22 protein-coding genes and 1 riboswitch are annotated in these 21,608 nt (G+C 72.4%); of the genes, 7 read left to right on the top strand and 15 right to left on the bottom strand.

Translation table 11 applies throughout. The annotated features are described in order from the left end of the window. Positions 1–57: 57 nt before the first annotated feature. Both ABZ463_RS10910 and ABZ463_RS10905 read left to right on the top strand, forming a co-directional pair. The gene (locus ABZ463_RS10910; protein WP_352008868.1) at positions 58–822 is read left to right on the top strand and encodes an alpha/beta fold hydrolase; all 765 of its coding nucleotides are present in this window, start codon (positions 58–60) and stop codon (positions 820–822) included. 46 nt (positions 823–868) lie between these two features. Then, positions 869–1,336: a hypothetical protein gene (locus ABZ463_RS10905; protein ID WP_362775318.1), complete on the top strand. Its 468-nt coding sequence runs from the start codon at positions 869–871 to the stop codon at positions 1,334–1,336. 56 nt (positions 1,337–1,392) lie between these two features. On the opposite strand, the gene ABZ463_RS10900 is transcribed toward ABZ463_RS10905, so the two are convergent. From ABZ463_RS10900 to ABZ463_RS10870, 7 genes are all read right to left on the bottom strand, one after another. Then, a complete protein-coding gene (locus ABZ463_RS10900) occupies positions 1,393–2,520 on the bottom strand; it encodes a hypothetical protein (RefSeq protein ID WP_352008866.1) in 1,128 nt (375 codons plus the stop codon). A 126-nt stretch (positions 2,521–2,646) separates the two neighbouring features. Further along, positions 2,647–3,318, bottom strand: a complete 672-nt coding sequence (locus ABZ463_RS10895; protein WP_362775315.1) for an endonuclease/exonuclease/phosphatase family protein — start codon at positions 3,316–3,318, stop codon at positions 2,647–2,649. 50 nt (positions 3,319–3,368) lie between these two features. Continuing rightward, positions 3,369–4,313, bottom strand: coding sequence for an ROK family glucokinase (locus ABZ463_RS10890; protein WP_352008864.1), 945 nt, complete (start codon positions 4,311–4,313; stop codon positions 3,369–3,371). A gap of 22 nt (positions 4,314–4,335) precedes the next feature. Continuing rightward, positions 4,336–4,785, bottom strand: a complete 450-nt coding sequence (locus ABZ463_RS10885; protein WP_362775313.1) for a DUF5304 family protein — start codon at positions 4,783–4,785, stop codon at positions 4,336–4,338. After that, complete coding sequence (locus tag ABZ463_RS10880) at positions 4,778–5,947, bottom strand: TRC40/GET3/ArsA family transport-energizing ATPase (protein WP_352008862.1); 1,170 nt, start codon at positions 5,945–5,947, stop codon at positions 4,778–4,780. The genes ABZ463_RS10885 and ABZ463_RS10880 overlap by 8 nt, the downstream gene beginning before the upstream one ends. 16 nt (positions 5,948–5,963) lie before the next feature. Beyond that, positions 5,964–6,401, bottom strand: coding sequence for an SRPBCC family protein (locus tag ABZ463_RS10875; protein WP_352008861.1), 438 nt, complete (start codon positions 6,399–6,401; stop codon positions 5,964–5,966). 43 nt (positions 6,402–6,444) lie between these two features. Beyond that, positions 6,445–7,212, bottom strand: a complete 768-nt coding sequence (locus ABZ463_RS10870; protein ID WP_352008860.1) for a metallophosphoesterase — start codon at positions 7,210–7,212, stop codon at positions 6,445–6,447. 196 nt (positions 7,213–7,408) lie between these two features. On the opposite strand from ABZ463_RS10870, the gene ABZ463_RS10865 reads away from it, so the two are divergent. From ABZ463_RS10865 to ABZ463_RS10845, 5 genes are all read left to right on the top strand, one after another. After that, entirely contained in the window at positions 7,409–9,217 is a 1,809-nt protein-coding gene (locus ABZ463_RS10865) for an AMP-dependent synthetase/ligase (RefSeq protein ID WP_352008859.1), read from the top strand. Between the two features lie 160 nt (positions 9,218–9,377). Then, entirely contained in the window at positions 9,378–9,788 is a 411-nt protein-coding gene (locus ABZ463_RS10860) for a helix-turn-helix transcriptional regulator (RefSeq protein ID WP_362775310.1), read from the top strand. Positions 9,789–9,804: 16 nt separating this feature from the next. Further along, positions 9,805–10,572 carry a molybdate ABC transporter substrate-binding protein gene (gene modA / locus ABZ463_RS10855; protein ID WP_362775308.1) on the top strand — a complete coding sequence of 256 codons (768 nt, stop codon included), beginning with the start codon at positions 9,805–9,807 and terminating at the stop codon, positions 10,570–10,572. 4 nt (positions 10,573–10,576) lie between these two features. Then, positions 10,577–11,389, top strand: a complete 813-nt coding sequence (locus ABZ463_RS10850) for an ABC transporter permease (RefSeq protein WP_352008856.1) — start codon at positions 10,577–10,579, stop codon at positions 11,387–11,389. Between the two features lie 29 nt (positions 11,390–11,418). Further along, on the top strand, positions 11,419–12,459 hold the full coding sequence (locus ABZ463_RS10845; protein WP_362775343.1) for an ABC transporter ATP-binding protein: 1,041 nt from the start codon (positions 11,419–11,421) through the stop codon (positions 12,457–12,459). Between the two features lie 9 nt (positions 12,460–12,468). Here ABZ463_RS10845 and ABZ463_RS10840 read toward each other — a convergent pair whose 3' ends face one another. The 8 genes from ABZ463_RS10840 to ABZ463_RS10805 all read right to left on the bottom strand — a co-directional run bounded on the left by ABZ463_RS10840 (position 12,469) and on the right by ABZ463_RS10805 (position 21,595). Further along, positions 12,469–13,587, bottom strand: a complete 1,119-nt coding sequence (locus ABZ463_RS10840) for a glycosyltransferase family 4 protein (RefSeq protein WP_362775305.1) — start codon at positions 13,585–13,587, stop codon at positions 12,469–12,471. Beyond that, the gene (locus ABZ463_RS10835) at positions 13,584–14,873 is read right to left on the bottom strand and encodes a M48 family metallopeptidase (protein ID WP_352008854.1); all 1,290 of its coding nucleotides are present in this window, start codon (positions 14,871–14,873) and stop codon (positions 13,584–13,586) included. Before ABZ463_RS10835 ends, ABZ463_RS10840 begins: the two co-directional genes overlap by 4 nt. Further along, entirely contained in the window at positions 14,870–15,652 is a 783-nt protein-coding gene (locus tag ABZ463_RS10830; RefSeq protein WP_362775303.1) for a hypothetical protein, read from the bottom strand. The genes ABZ463_RS10835 and ABZ463_RS10830 overlap by 4 nt, the downstream gene beginning before the upstream one ends. Positions 15,653–15,748: 96 nt before the next feature. Then, the gene (locus ABZ463_RS10825; RefSeq protein WP_362775301.1) at positions 15,749–16,132 is read right to left on the bottom strand and encodes a C40 family peptidase; all 384 of its coding nucleotides are present in this window, start codon (positions 16,130–16,132) and stop codon (positions 15,749–15,751) included. A gap of 268 nt (positions 16,133–16,400) precedes the next feature. Continuing rightward, positions 16,401–16,559: riboswitch (cyclic di-AMP (ydaO/yuaA leader) on the bottom strand. A 457-nt stretch (positions 16,560–17,016) separates the two neighbouring features. Then, positions 17,017–17,964, bottom strand: coding sequence for an NlpC/P60 family protein (locus tag ABZ463_RS10820; RefSeq protein WP_352008852.1), 948 nt, complete (start codon positions 17,962–17,964; stop codon positions 17,017–17,019). 185 nt (positions 17,965–18,149) lie between these two features. After that, positions 18,150–19,472, bottom strand: a complete 1,323-nt coding sequence (locus tag ABZ463_RS10815) for an NYN domain-containing protein (RefSeq protein ID WP_352008851.1) — start codon at positions 19,470–19,472, stop codon at positions 18,150–18,152. Between the two features lie 186 nt (positions 19,473–19,658). Then, positions 19,659–20,336 (bottom strand): response regulator transcription factor, encoded by a 678-nt coding sequence (locus ABZ463_RS10810; protein WP_352008850.1) that lies wholly within the window; start codon positions 20,334–20,336, stop codon positions 19,659–19,661. Between the two features lie 56 nt (positions 20,337–20,392). Further along, positions 20,393–21,595, bottom strand: coding sequence for a histidine kinase (locus ABZ463_RS10805; protein WP_352008849.1), 1,203 nt, complete (start codon positions 21,593–21,595; stop codon positions 20,393–20,395). Positions 21,596–21,608 lie beyond the last annotated feature (13 nt).

Raw genomic sequence — 21,608 nt, 5'->3', positions numbered from 1 at the left:
TCTCGCAAAACACGCCCCAGTCGTGCGACGATCGGGCGAACCTTACAAGGAGCTGCGATGCCAGTCATGCCCGGCGCGGAGCCGTACCACCACAGAGGGGGACGGGTCGGGGTTCTGCTCTGTCACGGATTCACCGGGTCGCCGCAGTCGCTGCGTCCCTGGGCGGAGCACCTGGCCGCCGCGGGCCTGAGCGTCGAGCTTCCCCGGCTGCCCGGCCACGGCACCACCTGGCAGGAGATGAGCCACACCCGCTGGGAAGACTGGTACGCCGAGCTGGACAGGGCGCTGGCGGGCCTGCGCGGCCACTGTGACGAGGTCTTCACCGCCGGGCTCTCCCTGGGCGGCTGCATGGCGCTGCGGCTGGCCGAGGTGCACGGCACGGGCATCAGGGGGGTCGTGGTCGTCAACCCGTCGATCGCCAACGACGTCCCCATGCTCGCCCTGGCGCCGCTGCTCGGGCTGTTCGTCTCCTCGGTGCGGGGCGTGGCCGGGGACATCAAGAAGGAGGGGGCGAGGGAACTGGGCTACAGCCGTACCCCGGTCAAGGCCGCCGCCACCCTCCCCCGGCTGTGGGCGCTGACCCAGTCGGAACTGCACAAGGTCACCCAACCGGTACTGGCTTTTCACAGCCCGCAGGACCATGTGGTGAAACCAACTAGTTTGCGCATTTTGCGTGAAAAGCTAACCGGGGGGAACCTTGATGTTGTGGAACTCAACGACAGTTACCACGTCGCCACCCTCGACAACGACGCGGACCGGATCTTTGCGGGGAGCCTGGAGTTCATCAACGCGAACGCCTCTGTACCCTTGCAGGGAGAGTGAAGGCAGGCGGGGCATGCGTGGTCTCCGGGAGGGACGGGCCAGCTAAGTGACACCCCAGAGCGATGAGGACGAGGTCTGGCGTCAGATCGTCGCCTCCTTCAACGACACCTCCGAGCTGGACTCGGCCGATCAGCCGTGGCCGGACAGCGAGAACCTCCCCGCCGGCCCTCCCAGGAGGGTCGTCAAACCGCCGGAGGAGGCGCGCCAGCCGCTGCCCGAGGAGTTCGCGGGCCTCGGCCGGGGCGGCGAGGCGGAGACCGAGGACGACGAGGGGCACTACGTCCCTCCGCCACCGCCTCCGCTGCCCAAGACCGACACCGCGACCAAGCTCGCGTGGCTGGCCCTGTTCGGCGGCCCCGCCTACCTGCTGCTGAGCGCGGCGCTGAGCTGGCGGCTGCAGGGGTGGATGCTGTTCACCGCCGTGGCGGCCTTCATCGGCGGCTTCGTGGCGCTGGTCGTGCGGATGGGCGACGGCCCGCCGACCGACGGCTGGGACGACGGCGCCGTCGTCTGAGGGCGGGCCGCAACGGCCCGGCTCCGATCCCGCGCGCCCGGGAGCCGGAGCGGGCCTCAGGGCTCGACCGGCCGCCCGGCCGCGCCGAACCGCTCGACCACGTCTGTGTAGCGGCCCGAGGCGTCGACCACGTGGCCGACGGTCCACACCGTCCCGGTGGCCGTCAGGTAGGTCACCGACTGCAGCCTGATCGTCCTGGGGGCCGCGCCGTCCGCGCCGCGCACCGTCTTGACCCTGTGACCGTCGTAGGTGAGCAGGAACGCCTCTCCCGGGCGCTCCATGTCCACACCGGAGATCCAGAAACGGCCCTTCCTGTCGCCGGTCACGCCGTACAGGCGCACGTCGTCGCCGGGGGCCTTCACCCTCGACCAGCGTTTGCCGTTCCACGACAGGATCAGCGGGCCGACCCCGCCCGACCTCAGGTAGACGCCGCCGACGGCCAGCGCCCGCTTCGGCGAGTCGAAGTAGACATCCCGCAGGTAGCCGCCGGGCACCGCCGGGACGGAGACCTGCCTCCAGCGGTTCCCCGACAGCCGGACGACCAGCGGCCCCGTGCCGGTGTCGCCGACCGCCAGCCCGTCGCCCTTGCCGGACAGCGCGACGCCGTACAGGGTGCCCCTGCCCTTGATCTGGGTGAGCTTCCACTTCGTGCCGGTCTGGGTGAGGACCAGCGGCTGCTCGCCCCGGCGGCCGACCGCGGCCATCCGTCCGGGGAGCGCGGCGACCCCGGCGAGCCAGTCGCCGACGTGCAGCTTGTCGACGACCACCCGGTCGAAGGTGGTCCCGCTGCCCGAGGCGAGGTACGGCAGGCCGTCGTGGCCCTCACCGACCGCCCACACCTGGCCGGGCGCGGCGGCCACCGAACGCAACAGTCCCGCGCCCGTCGGATCGTTGCGGATGCCGACCTCGGTCCAGGTGCTGCCGTTCCAGTGGGTGAGCGCGCCGCGGCTCTGCCAGATGTCCCACACGCTCTCCTGGCCGACCGCCCAGATGTCGGAGGCCGAGACGCCCGCGACGTCGGACAGCGATCCGTCGCTGCTCAGCCGCGCGCTCGTCGGCGCCTGCCACGCCTCCGCGACGGAGGCGGGACGGGGGTCGGCGTGGGCGGGCGGCGACAGAGAGGCCGTCAGGAGCAGTCCTCCCGCGCACAGCGCCAGCGCACGCCGCGGAAGGCGACGGGTCATGCCCCAAATGGTACGGCGCCCGGCACGGCCCGTGTGCGTGCCCGCTGTAGTTGCCCTCCCGACGGGGATCTCGGGGAGAGGCCCCGGCCCCGTCCTTTCCCGATCTCGGCGCCCCCGTCGCGCCCCTCAGCCGAGCCTCTCGCCGGAGAACGACAGCTCCGCGAGCACCGGCAGGTGGTCGGTCGCCAGCCGCAGGTCACCGGGATCGGCCCCGGCCACACCGCAGGAGATCACCCGCGCCCCGGGCGCCGCGAAGACCGCGTCGATGCGCACGCGCGGCGCCCGCGAGGGGAAGGTGAGGCCGTCGCCGCGCGGCGCGAGCGGGTAACAGTCGGTCAGCCGTTCCGTGATGAGCCGCCAGGCCGGCTCCCCCGCCTCCTCGTTGACGTCCCCGGCCAGCACGGGCAGCGCGCCGAAGCGCTCGGCGACCTCCCCGAGCATGGAGAGCGCCTGGCCCGCGTGGTGGGCCCTCGCGGCCGGGTCGAGGTCGAGGTGGACCGAGCCGACCGCGACCCGGTGCCCGCCGTACTCCACGACGGCCATCGCGATCGCGCGCTGTTCGAGGCCGGGAAAGAACCGCAGCAGCCGCCCCCGCCCGTGCAGCGGCCGTACGGCGGGGCCCGTCAGCACCGCCACCCCGCCCAGGCGGCGGCCCGCGACCACGGACATGCCTCCCGAGGCGGCCAGCCGCCCACGTCTGCGGCGCCAGCGCCAGAACCTCGGCGCCTCCTGCACGCACAGCACGTCGGCGCGCAGGGCGGTGATCACCCGCCCGAGCGCGGCCTGGTCGTCCTTCATCGAACGGACGTTGTAGGTGGCGATCCTGAGCGGCGCCGTCGGCGGCTCCCTCAGCGGATCCTGGCCAGGTCCGCGGCTCCGACCAGTCCGGCGGAGGCGCCGAGCTCCGCCAGGCGGATCTCGGCGATCGGGCGGTGCCCCCGGCCGGTCACGTTGGCGGCGAACGCCTCCCTGACCCGGTCGATCCACAGGTCGGCGGCGGTCGAGACGCCCCCGCCCAGGACGAAGCAGCCGGGGTCGAGGATCGCGGTCAGGTCGCACAATCCCTGGGCCAGCCAGTCGGCCATCGAGGAGAAGGCGGCGAGCGCGGCGTCGTCGCCCCTCCTGGCCGCCTCGGTCACGAACCTGCCCTCGATCAGCTCCGGCGTCCCGCCCGCGAGTTCGAGCAGCGTGGCGGCGCGGCCGGGATCGGCGCCGGCGATCAGCCTGGCCTCGGCGACCAGGGCGTTGCCGCTGGCGTACTGCTCCCAGCAGCCGAGGTTGCCGCAGCCGCACAGACGGCCCTCGGGGACGACCTGCATGTGGCCCAGTTCGGCTCCCATGCCCCAGCGGCCGCGGAAGAGCGCGCCGTCGAAGACGATGCCGCCGCCGATGCCGGTGCCGACCGTGACGCACACCAGATGGCTCTCGCCGCGTCCCGCGCCGAACCTCGCCTCGCCCCACGCCATGGCGTTGGCGTCGTTCTCCACCACGACGGGCAGGCCGACCAGGGCGGAGACCTTCTTCTGCAGCGGCTCCTCGCGCCAGGCCAGGTTGGGCGCGAAACGCACCAGGGAGCGCGTCTCGTCGACGAAACCCGCGGCGCCGAGCCCGACGGCCTCGACCTCCCGGCCCTCGGCCAGCTCCCCGACCACCTCGGCGATGCTCTCCGCGACCCGTTCGGGGTCGGTGGCCGGGGTCGGCCGCAGGAGATGCTCGACGATGCGGCCGTCCTCGTCCACGACGCCCGCCGCGATCTTGGTGCCGCCGATGTCAACGCCGATGGTCAGCGCCATTACCCGTCCTCTCTCCCCGGACTCATCCCAGGTCGATGTGCTCCACAGGGGTCTCCCGCTCACGCGCCCGCTGCCCCGGCGAGGGCCGGTTAAGCCCGTCGACGGCCGACCTGAACGCGGCGAAGAGCTCACTGCCCGCCTGCGTCAGGTGATCGACGACCGCGCCGCCCGCCTCGCGCTGCGCGGCCATCGCCCGGCAGACGGGGCAGGCCCGGCAGATGTACTCGTCGTGCTCGGAGACCGCCTCCTCCCACACGTCCCGGCTTCTCCCGCCACCGGTGAAACCACCGGTGAAGGCGCCGCCGAGCCCGCCGATCGTGCCCTTGACCAGGCCCTTCCGCAACTCTTTGGCCGCCTTCTGCTGGATCGTCTCGAAGAGTTTGAACGCCTCCTCGGCCGCGTTGCCCAGCGGGTCCCTGCCGTCGCCCGTGGCGCCGGTTCCCGTCGTCGTGTTCTCGGTCTTCTCAGTCATCAGGCCCTCCCGTCTCGAACCGTACCCGGAGAAGGCCGTCGCGGAGCACCGCCTCCCGTACGGCTCTGCGTGCCAGGGCCGCGGGCAGCGCCAGAACCCTGCGGTGGAAGCCCGCGTCGACGATCAGTTCGTCGCCCTTACGCGCCACGTTCACCTGGCTCCTGTCGGCCAGCGGCAGCGCCAGGACGAGCTCTCCCTCCGGGGTGATCCGCAGCGGCGGATCGCCCTGCGGCGGGGCGAACGGATCGGCCTGGCCGTACATGGCCTCGGCGACCCGGGCCAGGGCCGCGGGGCCGACGGGCTCGGCCTCAAGGTAGGGGACCGTGTGCACGGGCAGCGGGGCGAAGGACTCTGCGACCTCGGCCAGCCGCGCCGCCTGGGCCCGCACCCACCCGCTGCGCCACGGGTCGGCGCCCTCACCCGGGAAGACCCGGTTGGCGATCACCGCGTCCACGCGGTAGCCGTACAGACTGAGGGAGGTGAGCGTACGGCGGGCCTCGGCGAGCACAACCGCCTCGGGGGTGAGCACGAGCCGGACGCTGGCCGAGGGGCCGGTGAGCAGCTCGCGGACCTCCAGCAGGCCGCGGTGGAACCGTTCCCCCGCTCCGATCACCTGGTCGTCGGGGACGCTGACCTGGGCCACCCTGCGCACCAGCGGCGCGACCGCGCGCAGCAGCCGCCTGCCCGCGGGCAGCAGCCGGTTGACGTGCCAGTCGAGGGCCTCGGGCAGGGCCAGCAGCCTGAGCGTCTCGGCGGTCGGCGCGCAGTCGACGACGACCACGTCCCACGCCCCGGCGCGGGCGTGCTCACGCAGCTGCAGCAGGGCGAGGACCTCCTCGGCGCCGGGCAGCACCGTGATCTCCTCGGCGGTGATCTCGTCGAGGCCGAGTTCGGCGAACAGTCCCCTGGCGTAGTCGCGCAGCTCGCCCCACTGGCGTTCGAGCGCCCGCTGGGTGTCCACCTGGTGCAGGTAGAGCCCGGGGACGACCTCGGCCGGCTCACCCTTGGCGTCGACGCCGAGCGCGTCGGCGAGCGAGTGGGCGGTGTCGGTCGAGACCACGATCGTCTTCAGACCCTCCCCTGCCGCCCGTACGGCGGTCGCCGCCGCCGCGGTCGTCTTGCCGACACCACCCTTGCCGGTGAACAGCAGGATCCTGGTCACGAACCCTCCCCCTGGGTCAGGAACCCTCGACGCGCTTCTTCAACCCTCTCAGGGCGGTGTCGATGATGACCTTCTCCGCCTTACGCCTGACCATGCCGATCATCGGAACCTTGAGATCGACCGCCAGCTCGTAGGTCACCTCGGTACCGCCACGCGTCTCGGTCAGGCGGTAACTCCCGGTGAGCCCAGAGATCATCCTGCCCGTCTCGGTGACACTCCAATCGACGGATTCGTCCCCGTGCCAGACGTAACCGAGGGTGTACTCGTCGCTGATCACCCCGGCGTCCAGGGAGAACCTGACGGTCTCCGGCAGGCCGTCGGACCCGGTGGACAGGACGCGCGCCGTCCTCACCTGTCCCGCCCACTCGGGATACGCCGGGAAGTCGGCGATCACCTTCATGACAGTGGGCCGGTCTGCGGCGATGACGATGTTCGAGGTGGTGCGGTCAGCCATGGGTTCACCGTACTCTTTCGACCGTTCCGCGACGATCTCCGGCTCACCACTCAAGCGCGAAGGGCACTCCCCTGCCACGGAAGTGCCCGACGTTGAGGCACTCGGTCCTGCCGACGCGGGTGCGGGCGGCCAGCGGCTGGTGGACGTGGCCGAAGAGCGCGTAGCGCGGCTGGGTGCGCCTGATCGCCTCAAGGGTGGCCTCGCTGCCCCGCTCGAAGCGCCGGGCGACCACGTCGTAGAGCAGTTCGGGGATGGCCGGGGGGATGTGGCAGCACAGCACGTCCACCTCGCCGACCGCCTCGACCTTGCGCGCGAACTCCTCGTCGTCGATCTCGTTCGGCGTCCGGTACCGCGTGCGCAGCCCACCGCCGACGAAGCCGAAGCGCAGGCCGCCGATCTCGACACTCTGCCCGTCGAGCACGTGGTGCCCGTGCCGGACGTAGTCCGGCCAGTAACGCGGCACGTCCACGTTGCCGTGGGTGATGTAGGCGGGCGTCGGCATCGCGGCGAAGATCTCGGCGTACTGCCCGCGCACCAGGCGCTCGATGTGGTCGGCGGGATCACCGTCGAGCGAGGCCCACAGCTCGGCCGTCATCCGCCTGGCCTCGTCGAAGCGGCGGGCCGTCCGCAGCCCGACGAGCCTCGTCGCCGCCTCGGCACCGAACAGCTCGGGGAAGATGCCCTGGGAGTGGTCGGCGTAGTCGACGAACAGGATCAGGTCTCCCAGGCAGACCAGCGCGTCGGCGCCGTCCGCCGCGCGGGCCAGGGCGTCCGCTCTTCCGTGTACATCGCTGACGACGTGGACCCGCATTCCGCCATCCTAGGTCGCCCGCGCCCCGCCGTCCCGGATGCCGTCTCGGGCGCCGCGACACGGACGGCCGGACATCGATCAGGAGGTCACGCCCGGCGGGGCTGATACCGTGAGACCGCCCCCGGGAACGCCTGGTGAGGAATCCGCCGTGACGACCTCCAGGCGTCCGCCGACCGCGCGTCCTCTGGAGTCACCCGTGCGTGAGTACAGCGTCCCCGTGCTCGTGGATGTCCCCCTCTCCTCCAGCCTGACCGACACGGTCTTCCTGCGCGGCGAACGGGAGCCCGGCAGGGTCTCGCTGCGCCGCAAGTCCGGCGACGACTGGGTCGCCGTGACCGCGGGCGAGTTCCGCGATCAGGTCCTCGCGGTGGCCAGGGGGCTGGTGGCGGCCGGGGTCGAGGCAGGTGACCGGGTGGCCCTGATGTCGCGGACCCGCTACGAGTGGACCGTGATCGACTACGCGATCTGGACGGCGGGGGCCGTCGGCGTGCCGATCTACGAGAGCTCCTCGGCCGACCAGGTCAGGTGGATCCTCTCCGACAGCGGCGCGCGGGCGGTCTTCGTCGAGCTGGACGCGCACGAGGAGACGGTGCGCGAGGCCACGGCCGACCTTCCCGGGCTCGGCCACGTGTGGAACATCGAGGGCGGGGCCCTGGCCAAACTGGCCGAGGACGGCGCCGGGGTGGACGAGCGGACGGTCGAGGAGCGCAGGAGCGGGCGCGGCGGGAACGACCTGGCGACCATCGTCTACACCTCGGGCACGACGGGCCGCCCGAAGGGCTGCGCGCTGACCCACGACAACCTGCTGTTCACCGCGAGGAACGTCGCGGCGGGCCCGCTCGAACCGCTGTTCAGCGCCGACAGCGCGGCGTTGCTCTTCCTGCCGCTCGCGCACGTCTTCGCCCGCATGATCCAGCTCGTGCTGCTGGAGACGGGCACGGTCCTGGCCCACTCCCCCAACATGAAGAACGTCGCCCCCGACCTGCGGGGCTTCAGGCCGACGTTCCTGCTGGGCGTGCCCAGGGTGTTCGAGAAGGTCTACAACGCCGCCGAGCTGAAGGCCACCGTGGAGGGCAAGGGGAAGATCTTCCACGCCGCCGCCACGACGGCCATCGCCTGGAGCCGCGCCGAGTCGGCGGGCGGCGCCGGGTTCGGGCTCAACCTCAGACGCGCCCTGTTCGACAGGCTGGTGTACGGCAAGCTCCGCGCGGCCACCGGCGGCAGGCTCTCCGCGGCCGTCTCCGGCGGTTCGGCGCTGGGTGAGCGGCTCTCGCACTTCTTCAGGGGCGTCGGCATCGAGGTCTACGAGGGCTGGGGCCTGACCGAGACCTCGGCGCCCTCCGCCGTCAACCAGCCGGGCGCCAACAAGATCGGAACCGTCGGCAAGCCGTTCCCCGGCGTCACGATCGGCATCGCCGACGACGGTGAGGTGCTGGTCAAGGGCCGCCACGTCTTCAACGGCTACTGGAACGACGAGAAGGCGACCGCCGAGGTCGTCGACACCGACGGCTGGTTCCACACCGGCGATGTCGGCGAGCTCGACCGGGACGGCTACCTGCGCATCACCGGGCGCAAGAAGGAGATCATCGTCACCGCCGCGGGCAAGAACGTCTCCCCCGGGCCGATGGAGGACCGCATCCGCGCCCACCCCCTGGTCAGCCAGGCGATGGTGGTCGGCGACGGCAGGCCGTTCGTCGCGGCGCTGGTGACGCTCGACCCGGAGGCGCTCGACCGGTGGAAGACGGCCAACGGCAGGGCGGGGGCGAGCGTCGCCGACCTCAGCCACGACCCGGCGATCCACGCCGAGGTGCAGAAGGCCGTCGACGAGGCCAACAGGGCGGTCTCGAAGGCCGAGCAGATCAAGAAGTTCACCGTGCTCGACATCGACCTCACCGAGGAGAGCGGGCACGTCACCCCCTCGATGAAGATCAAGCGCGCCGTGGTCGCCCGTGACTTCGCCGACCGGATCGACGCCCTGTACGGCGGCGCCGTGCACACCCCCTGACCTCTCCTCTCTCCGCCGCGGTGACCGGCCAGGTCACCGCGGCTTTCACATTCCCGCACCCCGAGCGTCGCGGATGCGGCACCAGGACACCCTCTGATCACGCGCCTGCGAGGGAGCCCGGCTCTTGCGCCTGGAATATGCGAAGGTATGGTGATTGTTCGTGACGACGTTTCGGATCAGCGAAGCCGCCACGCTGCTCGGGGTCAGCCCCGACACCGTCCGCAGGTGGATCGACGCCAGCAGGCTCGCCGCCCGCCGGGACGGCAACGGCCACCGGACGGTCGAGGGGGCCGACCTGGCCGCCTTCGCCCGCTCGCAGATCGAGACGGGCGGCGGCTCCGGGCGCTCCTCGGCGCGCAACCGCCTGCGCGGGATCGTGACCGAGGTGATCAAGGACTCGGTGATGGCCCAGGTGGAGATCGCCGCCGGGCCGTACCGGGTGGTTTCGCTGATGAGCCGCCAGGCCGCCGACGAACTCGGCCTGGAGGCGGGAGTGGTGGCGGTCGCCGTGATCAAGTCCACCAACGTCGTCGTGGAGATCGCCGATCCCGCTCGCACGGTGGGTCAGTAAGGAGACCTCGTTGCCCATGCGGCCGACCACGTTCCGCCCCGTCCTCGCCCTCGCCCTCGTGCTCACGACGGCCCTGTCCGGCTGCGGCTCCCGGGACGCCTCCTCCGGCGGGGCGACGACGCTGACCGTGTTCGCCGCGGCGTCGCTGACCGGAACGTTCACCGAGCTGGGCAGGGTCTTCGAGGCCGAGAACCCGGGCACCACGGTGCGGTTCAACTTCGGCTCAAGCGCCACGCTGGCCCAGCAGATCGTCCAGGGCGCCCCCGCCGACGTCTTCGCCGCCGCCAGTCCCGCCACGATGAGGACCGTCACCGACGCCTCCCTGGCCGCGGCCCCGGTCACGTTCGTGCGCAACACGCTGCAGATCGCCGTGCCCGTGGACAACCCCGCCAAGGTCGACGGCCTGAAGGACCTCACCGGCCCCGGGGTCAAGGTCGCCCTGTGCGCCGTTCAGGTGCCGTGCGGCGCCGCGGCCGCCAAGGCACTCGACGCCGCGGGCCTCAAGGTCACCCCGGTCACCCTGGAGCAGGACGTCAAGGCGACCCTGACCAAGGTCGAGCTCGGCGAGGTGGACGCCGCCCTGGTCTACAGGACCGACGTGATCGCCTCCGGGGGCGGGGTCAGGGGCATCGGCTTCCCCGAGGCGGGCAAGGCGATCAACGACTACCCCGTCGCGACGCTGACCAAGGCACCCGCCCCCGGCCTCGCCAGGAGGTTCGTCGACCTGGTGCTGTCGCCCCGGGGCAGGGACGTGCTGACCAGGGCGGGCTTCGAGGCCCCCTGATCCCGTGACACGCTCCCGGAGCAGAACATACGGGAGCCGGGGCCGCCCGCCCTGGCTTCTGCTGCTGCCCGCCCTCCTGGGTGTCGTCTTCCTGGTCCTGCCGCCGGCCGGGCTGCTGCTGCGCGCGCCCTGGCCGACCATGGCCGCGCGGCTGGCCGAGCCCCAGGTACTGCAGGCGCTGCGTCTGTCGCTGGTGACCGCGACCCTGGCCACGCTCGCCTGCCTGCTGCTCGGCGTGCCGCTGGCCTGGCTGCTGGCCCGGGTCTCCTTCCCCGGGCGGCGCCTGCTGCGCGCCCTGATCACCGTCCCCCTGGTGCTGCCCCCGGTGGTCGGCGGGGTCGCGCTGCTGCTGGTGCTGGGACGGCGCGGCCTGGTCGGCCGGTGGCTCGACGAGACCCTCGGCGTCAGCCTGCCCTTCACCACCGCCGGGGTCGTGGTCGCCGAGGCCTTCGTCGCCATGCCGTTCCTGGTCATCAGCGTCGAGGGGGCGCTGCGCGCCGCCGACACGCGTCTTGAGGAGGCCGCGGCCACGCTGGGCGCCTCCCGGCTGACCGTCTTCCGCCGGGTGACCCTGCCGCTGGTCGCCCCCGGCGTGCTGGCCGGGGCCGTACTGTGCTGGGCCCGCGCGCTCGGCGAGTTCGGCGCGACCATCACCTTCGCCGGGAACTTCCCCGGCAGGACCCAGACCATGCCGTTGGCGGTCTATCTGGCGCTGGAGACCGAGCCCGAGGCGGCCGTCGTGCTCAGCCTCGTCCTGCTGGCCGTCTCCGTGGTCATCCTGGCCTGCCTGCGTGACCGCTGGACGGGCACGCCGTGAGCCCGCGCGAGCGGTGGCCGCAGGGCCCCATGACCCTGCGGGCCCGCGTCGTCGTCACCAGGCCCTCCTTCCGCCTCGACATCGGCCTGACCGTCGCCCCCGGCCAGGTCGTCGCGCTGCTCGGCCCGAACGGCGCGGGCAAGACGACCGCGCTGCGCGCCCTGGCCGGGCTCACCCCCATGGACGACGGCCACATCACCCTGGACGGGCGTCCCCTGCACACGCTGCCGGCCGAACACCGCCCGGTCGGCATGGTCTTCCAGGACTATCTGCTCTTCCCCCACCTCTCCGCCCTGGAGAACGTCGCCTTCGGACCGCGCTGCCAGGGAGCAGGCCGGGCGCGGGCACGCCGTACGGCCGCCGAATGGCTGAGGCGGATCGGCCTTGAGGAGTACGCGGCGACCAGGCCGGGGCGCCTGTCGGGCGGGCAGGCCCAGCGGGTCGCCCTGGCCCGCGCCCTTGCCGCCGAGCCGCGCCTGCTGCTGCTGGACGAGCCGCTGGCCGCGCTGGACGCCCACACCCGGCTGGAGATCCGCTCCCGGCTGCGCCGCCACCTGGCCGACTTCGACGGCGCGACCGTCCTGGTCACCCACGACCCGCTGGACGCCATGGTCCTGGCCGACCTGCTGGTCGTCGTCGAGGACGGCACGGTCGTGCAGGAGGGCACCCCGGCCGAGGTGGCCCGCCGCCCGCGCACCGACTACGTCGCCCGCCTGGTCGGCCTCAACCTCCACCGCGGCGTCGCGACAGGCTCGCACGTCACGGTCGGCACCGGTGACGGGGTGCGCTTCAGAGTGGCCGAACCCGTCGAGGGCCCGGCGTTCGTCGCGTTCGCCCCCTCCGCGGTCGCCCTGTACCGGACCCGCCCCGACGGGAGTCCGCGCAACCTGTGGCGGGCCGTGATCGAGGGCGTGGAACGCCACGGCGACAGCGTCCGCGTGCACCTGGAGGGGCCGCTGCCCGTCGCAGCCGACGTCACCACCGCCGCGGTCGCCGAGCTGGGCCTGGCCCCCGGGCAGTCGATCTGGGCCTCGGTCAAGGCGACCGAGACCCACGCCTATCCGGCCTGACCCGGCCGCTCAGTGCCCGGCGTCGAGCAGATGGGCGAAGCGGCCGGTGACGTGGCTCCAGTCCCACTCCCGCTCGGTCCAGGCGCGCCCGCGCTCCCCCATCTCCCTGGCCCGCGCCGGGTCGCCGAGCAGGCGGACCAGTGCCCCGGCGACCTCCTCCGGGCGGGAGCCGTCGACGACCAGGCCCGTCTCGCCGTCCAGCACCGCGTCCGGGGCGCCGCCTGAGGAGCCCGCGACCACGGGCAGCCCGGTCGCCGAGGCCTCCAGGTAGACGATGCCGAGCCCCTCCACGTCGAGACCCCCCAGCCTCGTACGGCACGGCATGGCGAAGACGTCTCCCGCGTCGAGGTAGCCGGGCAGCGACGCCCACGGGACCGGGCCGGTCATCATGACCGAGCCGCCCAGGGGCCGGGCCAGGCGTTCCAGCGCGCCCCGGTAGGGGCCGCCGCCGACGATCAGCAGGACCGCCTCGGGAACCGCGCCGAGCACCCGGGGCCAGGCCCGCAGCAGGACGTCCTGGCCCTTGCGCGGCACGAGCCTGGACAGGCAGACCACGACGGGACGCCCCCGCAGGCCGAGTGCGGCGCGGACCGCCTCACCCCCGGCGCCGGGGCGGAACAGGCCGGTGTCGACGCCGGGGGCGAGCCGTACCAGGCGGTCCTGGGGGATCACCCTGGCCAGGCGCCGCCGGGTGTACTCCCCCAGGTAGGTCACCGTGTCCGCGTGCGCGCCGATCCTGGCCAGCAGTCTTCCGACGGCCGGGACCGCGGCCCAGGCGGCCTCGTGGCCGTGGGTGAGCATGACGATCCGCCGCGCCCCGGCCGCGCGCATCCTGGGCGCGAGCAGGCCGAGCGGCGCCGCCGCCCCGAAGACCACCGTCTCGCACTTGAACTCGGCCACCAGCCGGGCGGCCCTGCGGGCGACCTGCCGGGTGGGCAGCATCAGGGAGGTGGGGTGACGCACGACCGGGTACGGCTGCCGCGCGTCGAAGGCCGTGGCCCCCGGCCAGCGCGGGGCGTAGACCACCACCGTCTCCGGCGGGCGGCCCGCGGCCAGGCCGTGCACGAACGACTGGATGCCCCCGGCCCTGGGCGGGAAGTCGTTGGTGACGATCAGTGTGCGGGTCACGGTTCCCCGGCGCCGTTCAGCAGGGCCCAGGAGCGGGCCATGGCGATGCGCTGCGGTGTCGTGGGATGAGACACATAGAGCAGATATTCAATGACATCTGGCGACAAATCAGAAATGTTGGTGATCGCGAGCCGTTTCTGCATGGCCGTGAACGTCTCGGGCCGCCGTGTCAGGTCGAGCGCGTGCGCGTCGGCGCGGGCCTCGATGTGCCTGCTGATCACGTTCTGCGCCGGGCCCGACAGCACGGTCGCCAGACTCAGCAGCCCCATCAGGAGCCCGACCGCCCTGGGGTCGGCGGCCGAGGGGACGCCGGTGCGGCGCCGTACCGGACCGGCCGAGGTGATCAGGTAGAGCAGACAGGCCCCGCAGGCGGCGCCGAGCGCGCCGACGAGCGTGCCGTACAGCACGTCGCCCGCCTTGGCGTGGCCGAGCTCGTGCGCCACCACCAGCTCGACCTCGTCGGCCGGGGCCCGCAGCAGCGTGTCGTAGACCACGATCCTGCGGGTCGCGCCGAACCCCGAGACGTAGGCGTTGAGCGCGGTCGTGCGCCGGGAGGCGTCGGCCACGAGCACGTCCTCGACCGGGACGCCGTCCTTGGCCGCCATGTCGAGCAGGCCGGAGCGCAGCTCCCCCGCGGCCATGGGCTTGAAGTCGTTGAACAGGGGCTCGACGACCACCGGGTAGGCGAAGGAGGCGAGCATGGTCAGCGCGAAGGCCCCGATCGCCGCGGGCAGCCACCACCGCCGGTAGCGGCGGGCCAGCCCGACCACGGCGACCACCATGATCGCCGTCAGCACGGCGCCGACCGCGGTGTTCTTGATCCGGTCGGCCGACCACGACGCCCAGGTCTGGGTGGACAGGCCGTACTCGCGCAGATAGGTCTCCGCCCACATGCCGAACGGCCAGCGCAGCACCGCGACGGCCACGGAGATCACCAGCACGCCGAGCAACGCCCGCAGCCACCACGGCCCCCGCAGGCGGCCCAGCAGCCGCGCGCCGAGCGGGGTGGCGACCAGCACCCCGGCCACGACCAGCGTCAGGCCCAGGGACAGGTAGGACGGCAGGCTCACCGCGGCGTCGAACGCCTCCGCCCTGGCGATCTGCGCCGGGGTGAAGTCACGGGCCGGGTCCGGCGCGACGTACGGCGCCGCCTCGGGCAGCGCCCGCCACGGCGTGGTGAACGCCACGACCGCCAGCGTGATCGCCCCCAGGACGGCGAGCGCGATCCCCGCTCCCCTGGCCCCGCCCCGCTCCCGCGCCGGTGTCTCCTCCACGCTCCGCGTCATGAGAGTTCCCTCCGGAGATGGTCGCGCCACGCGGCGGTGAACTCCGCGCGCGACAGGCCCAGCGTGCTGCCGACATCGCTACCGTAAAGCCTCACCAGCGCCTTCTCACCGAAGCGCTCCGCGACGTACCGGCACGCGAGCCAGGCCTCCTCGTAGGCCTGCGCGAGTCTGGGGGCGCCGGGGGAGAAGCCGTCCCCGCCGGGAAGCTCCGTGGGCAGGACGCCCGCGCGCACCTCGGCCGCGAGCTCGGCCGCAACGGTCCTGACGGCGATCCCCGCGTCCCGGTAGCCCACGTAGTCGGCGAACCCCTCCGACAGCCACATCGGGACCCGCCCGCCCCTGGTGGCGCCGGTCGCCAGATGGGTCAGCTCGTGGGTGATCACCACGTCCCTGCCGGTCTCGCTGAGCCTGGCGTATCCCGTCGGCACCACGATCACCCGGTCCGCGGTCGCCAGCGCGGCCAGCCCGCCGGTCTGCGCCGTCCCCGCGAGCTCCGCGGCCTCGTCGTCGGTCGCGGGGACCACGACCACCGCCCTGACCGGCCCCCAGACCCGCGCGATCGTACGGCAGGCGCGGTCGGCCCTGGCCGCGAGATCACGCAGTTCGGCGGGCGGGACACGGTGGCCGACGGCAAGGGAGCGCTCGCCCCGGACCACCTCGGCGGCGCCGGGCCACAGGTCGCGGGCCGTCTGCGGCGTGGGCCTCGCCCCGCCGAGCCCGGCGCCCGCCAGCGCGAGCATCCCGGCGAGCACGGCGCGGCGCCCCTTCGGGACGGACATGGCAGCCGATGCTAGCCGACGCCCCGGCCGGAACGTTCCCCGGCAGGCGGCGGCCCCGCCCATCCGCGGGAGGATGGGCGGGGCCGTCCGCCGCTGTCAGGTGCCGGGACGGACCGCTCCTGCGAAGGCGGACCTGTAGTACCCCTTCAACGTCACGATCCTGACCGACTTGCCGCTGCTCGGCGAGTGGATCATCTTGCCGTGGCCGACGTACATGCCGACGTGGCCCTTGCCGTAGAAGAACAGCAGGTCACCGAGGTGCAACTTGCTCCACGAGACCTTCTTCCTGACCGCGCGGTACTGGCTGCCCGTCACCCGGGGGAGGGAGACGCCCGCCTTGCGCCACGCGTACTGGACCAGGCCCGAGCAGTCGAACGCTCCGGGACCGGAGGCACCCCACCGGTACGGATCGCCGATCTGTTTCCTGGCCGTCGCCACGGCCGTCCTGGCCCTGGACCGCTGCCGTGCGGCCCGGTTCATCGCGGCCTTCGCCGTGCGCTTGACACGGGCCTTCGCCGTGTTCGCGGCAGTGCCCTCCGACGTGCCCTTCGATGCGCTCTTCGACGTGTCCTTCGCCGTACTCCTGGCCTGAACCGCGACCGCGGTATCCGTCGTCGCCTGTGCTGTTGCCGGCCCCAGTGCCACCGCTCCGGTTGAGGCGGTCAGCGTGAGGACGAATCCACCCAGGTAAAGGCGGAAAAAGCGCGACAAACGGGGGTTTTGCAGGGTGGTAGACAGGATTTCTCCTTGGGACTTCCACTGATGCCTACCGGGTTAGCTGACGGGTTCGGGCTGGGAAGACGCCCTACGACGGCAAACGCGTCGATTCACCCCTGGCCACATGTCAAGGGCCGATGGTTCCCCGGCTCCGTGCCTCCTGGCTGCACGAACTCGGCGGGCCGCCGTGATGGGAACCGATCCCTTCGGGGAACGGCGGCCGACTGGATATCTATACGGACACCGGCCCGCAGGACCGGCATTCGACGCGGTGGCATGGCTTGCTCACTGCGACCGCCAGAAGGTACCCCGATCACCAAGCCCCGGCAAAGACCCCATCAAATACGAAGATCCACAAAAAGGTTTTCATGTTTACGAAAGGCCTGATAGTGCGGCATCACGATCTTATAAATATGACCCTCGTCACATTCGAAATGATCTTCCAGAGAAGCACAACAAGTGTCACATAAATCACATTTATCAGTGACTTCCCAAAGCGCCCCTTCACCTACAAGGGCGTCGAACAGGACCACTCCGGCGATCCCGGGCATGCCAAACGGGCCGCCCGTGGAACGGACGGCCCGCGGTCGCGAAGGCGTTCAGACGGCCCCCAGAGGCCCCGTGGACATGGACGGGGCCAAGGGGGGTCAGGGACGGACGGCCCCGAGCAGACGGCCGCCGTAGGAGGAGAGGGGGACGACCTTGACGACGTCCCCGGTCTGGGGAGCGTGGATGATCTTGCCGTTGCCCGCGTAGAGCCCGACGTGCCCCAGGCCCTGGCTGAAGAGGATGTCCCCCGGCTGGAGGTCGCTCAGCGAGACCTTGCGCTTGGCGCCCCAGCTCCACTGCTCCCAGGTGGTGCGGGGCAGGCTCACGCCTCCGCTGCGCCAGGAGGCCTGCACGAACCCCGAGCAGTCCCAGCTGTCCGGGCCGGTGCCGCCGTACCGGTAGGGCTTGCCGAGCTGGGCGAAGGCGAAGGTCAGCGCGGCCCTGGCGTTGCCCGAGGCGGAGCCGTTGTACTGCATGCCGGTGCTGTTGGGGTCACCCGGCCTGAAGGTGCCGAGGTCGCGCAGCACCTTCGTCTGGATTTTGATCATCTTCTCGACCTTCTCCTTCTCCTCGGCCAGCTCGTCGCGCGTCTGGTCCGCGTCGGCCAAGGCCTGCTTGGCCTTGTCGCGGTTGTCACGCAGCGTCTTGTTGGCCTCGTCGAAGGCGTGCAGGCTCTCGGCACGGGAGGCGGAGATCTGGTCGGCCGTGGCCAGGCCGCTCAGCACCAGGTTGGGGTTGACCTCACCGACGAGGTTCGGCCAGCCGATGGCGCCGCCCTGGTAGGTGGTGACGGCCATGGTGACGAGGTCGTCGCGGAGCCCGGCGACCTTCGCGGACTGCTTCGACAGGTCGGCGTTCAGGTCCGCGTACTTCTTGCGGGCCCTCTTCCACTTCTCGCCCGCCTGGTTGTACTTCTCGACGAGCTGGTCGGCCTGCTCGTTGAGCTTGGCCAGCTTCTGCTTGGTCTGCGCGACCGTCGGCTTCGGCTTGGCCGCCGCACTCCCGATCGGAGTCACGAGCAGGGCCAAGGCCAGTCCCGCAGCCATCGGCACACGCACGAACCCAACCGGCACACCCGCCACGGCCACGACGCCGCCTCCCCACGCAAAGACCACGTAAAGACCTGGGGCGAAATAGTACAGAACCGGTAAGGGTCAGCTCACCTTTTTGGCGGTTTTGTTCTTTACCTGTAGATGTCAGCCAGGAGGCGGCCCGAGCCGGGAAGGACGGATCAGGCGCGCCCGAGCCTGCGCAGGAGCAGCACCGCGGGAACGGGCCTGGCGCCCATCCGGCGGACCGACTCGGCCACCTCGCGGTCGGAGGAGACGACCGCGACGGCCCGTCCGACGGGCTCGGCCCGCACGAGCTGGCGGATCAGGTCGTCGGCGATCTGCCCGGGGGAGCTGAACATCACCCGGACGCCGCGCGGCGCGGAGACCGGCACCGGGCCGTTCAGCTCGGCGCCGTCGAAGACACAGGTCAGCTCGGTGCGGGTCTGGGCGTACAGCGCGCCGAGCCCGGTCAGCAGCCGGTTGCGCTGGTCGGCCAGGGTCAGCGCGCCGTACCCGGTCTTGGTCACGTTGTAGCCGTCCACGATCAGATGGATCTGCGGCAGCGCGAGCAGCTGGTCGAGCAGGGCGGGGTCGTCGTCGGCCAGGGCCCGCGCGGGCACCGCCTGGACCCCGTGCCTGCCCGGCGCGACAGAGGAGACGGAGTCGGCGGGCCGGTGGATGCTCGACGGCAGCGCCAGCTCCCTGCGCAGCCCGGCCGCGGCGTCCTGCAGTGCGTCGAGCAGCATGCGGACCTTGGTGTCCTCCACGCTGCGGCCCTCACGGGCGGCCCTTCGCGTGGCCTCAAGCTGCCGTTCGGCGTCGGCCACCCGTTCCCTCAGGCGCCGCAGCTCGCTCTCCCCCGCGCTCCCCGCGGCGGTCGCGGCGGCCTTGGCCTCCTGCGCGGCCTCCTCCATCTCGGCGGCCCGCGCCTCGGCGGCCCTGGTGCGCTCCCTGGCGTCGTGCAGCCTGCGGCGCAGGTCGGAGATCTCGGACCTGGACCCCTTGAGCTGCTCGCGCAGCCGGTCGGCCTCCTCCTTGGCCGAGGCCTTCTGCGCGGCCAGCTGCTCGCGCAGCCGGGTGAGCGTCTGCTCCTGCGCCGACCCCTCGGCGACGGCGGCGGAGCGCTCAAGGTCGGCGCGGGCGGTCTCGACCATCTCCACCCAGCCGGGTGGCCTGGTCAGATAGGCCGCAGCCGCCACCAGCACCGGCTCGGCCGCGGGCGGCACGACACCCTCGGCGAGGCTCTCGACCAGCTCGGGCCAGCTCGCGGCCAGTGTCTCCGCGACCAGCTCGCGGAACTTCTTGTCGGTCTCCAGCTGGGCGGCGATCGGCGCGCCGCCCAGCCTGGCCCGTTTCCTCGGGTCGAACTTGGCGATCCCCCGTAGCGGCGCGGGCATCACTGCCTGCGGCATCGACCCCAGAACCTGGGACGCCAGCTCCACGACGTGTAAGCGGACCTGCTCGGGCAGTGGACGAGACAGGCCCTCTCCGGCTGAACTCATCACGGCCCCTACTCGGATCGGTCTTCACGTCAAGGGTACGGCTACCTCACCCGGGCACCGACCTGGCCGACGTCCGCCGCCCCCCTTCCCAGGCGAACGTGACATCGGCGGCGGGTGTCCGGCCAGGTGCCCCGGCCATGCCCGGCACGGTCGTGTCCATACCTGGCCAATTCAGATCAGAACAGGTCAGATCAAATGACCCGCGTCGTGAACGGTCAGCGCGATCTGGACCCGGTTGTTCAGTTCCAGCTTCGTCAGCACCCGGGAGACATGCGCCTTGACCGTCGCCACGCTCATGTAGAGCTCGGCGGCGATCTCCGCGTTCGACCTTCCCCTGCCGACGGCGAGCGCGACGTCGCGCTCACGCTCGCTGAGCACCGCGAGCGACGCCCGCGCCTGCTCCCTGCGGGTGCCCGCGCCGACGTCGGAGACGTGCGCGATGAGCTGCCTGGTGACGGCGGGCGACAGGATCGGCTCGCCCGCGCCGACCCTGCGGATCGCGGCGACCAGGTCGGCCGGAGGGGTGTCCTTCAGCAGGAACCCCGCCGCCCCGGCCCGCAGGGCCCGGAGCACCTGGGCGTCGGCGTGGAAGGTGGTCAGCACGACCACCTCGGGAGGGGCGGGGGCGGCGCGCAGCCGCTCGGTCGCGGTCAGTCCGTCGACCCTGGGCATGCGGATGTCCATCAGCACCACGTCCGGCCGGTGCGCGGCAACCAGCTCCGGTACCTCAAGCCCGTCCCCCGCCTCGCCGACGACGAGCAGGTCGGGGGCGCCGCCGAGGATCATCGACAGCCCGGCCCTGACGAGGGCGTCGTCGTCCACGATCAGCACGCGGATCGCCTGACCCGCGGGCGGGGAACTCATGTCCGCCACGTTAACCACACCCCGTCACCTCGGCCGTCATCGCCCCGCCGTACGCCTCACGTGGCCCACGGCAGCCACGCGCTGAGCCGGAACCTGCCGTCCTCACCCACACCGTAGGCGAGGCGCCCGCCCACGAGCCCGGCCCGCTCGGTGAGCCCGATCAGCCCCGTCCCGCTGCCCGGGATGGCCCGCCCGGAGGTCGTGGGGTTGCCGATCTCGACGGTGAGCCCGTCTCCCGGCCCTCCCCTGACGGTGACGTCGACCGGGGCCGCGGTCGCGTGCTTGCGCGCGTTGGTCAGTCCCTCCTGGGTGATCCGGTAGACGTTCCTGCCGAGCCCTGCGGGCGCCCTGCCCGGCTCGGCCACCCGCATGTCGAGCGTCACCTCCATGCCCGCGAGCCTGGACTCCTCGACGAGGCCCTCCAGGTCGGCGAGGGTCGGTTGGGGCCGGTCAGGGGCGGTCTCCTCGCCGCCGAGCCGCAGCACGCCGATGACCTCCCGCAGGTCCTGGAGCGCCTGGTGCGCCCCCGTCCTGAGCACCCCCGCCGTCCTGACCAGGTCGTCGCGGGGGATGTCGGGGCGGTACTCCAGGGCCCCGGCGTGCACGCTGAGCAGCGACAGGCGGTGCGCGAGGGCGTCGTGCATCTCCCTGGCGATGCGCTCGCGCTCCATGTGCCTGGCCCGCTCGACCCGCAGCTCGGCCTCGACCTCCGCCCGTTCTGCGCGGTCGCGCAGCGAGAGCACCAGCTGGCGCCTCGCCCTGACGAACATGCCCCACATGATCAGCAGCAGGTAGGACAGCACCGAGAACGCCATCGCCCCCCAGTAGGAGACCTCCGGGTCGGGCCGCCACCACAGCTGGGGGACGAGTGCGAGGACGTGCAACCCGGTGATCGCGGCGACCGTCTTGAAGGGGCGGTGCACCGCGACCGTGAAAAGCGCCACGGCGACGGCTCCGGAGGCGATGCCCGAGGCGAGCGCGGCGGGCACCATGACGAGGGCCAGACCGACCGGCCAGCGGCGCCGCAGCCACAGCAGCGCGCACGCGGCGGCCCCGACGATCTGGTCGGTGAGGACGACGGCGTACGGGGTCGAACCTCCGGGTCGCATGGCCAGCGCGGTGGCGAGCCCCAGCAGCGCGGCCACGACGAAGACGACGATGTCGACACCCCAGTCGCGGGCCGAACGCCGCGTCGGGGACCGCTCGCCCGCCAGGTCACCGTGCAGGACCGCGGGCAGCAGCCACCGATACTCCGTCACGTTGTCCGAGGGT

This window comes from Streptosporangium sp. NPDC020145, assembly GCF_040631275.1.
Classification (GTDB): domain Bacteria; phylum Actinomycetota; class Actinomycetes; order Streptosporangiales; family Streptosporangiaceae; genus Streptosporangium.
Note: the sequence above shows the minus strand (reverse complement) of the source record. Positions and strands in the feature narration are given on the sequence as shown.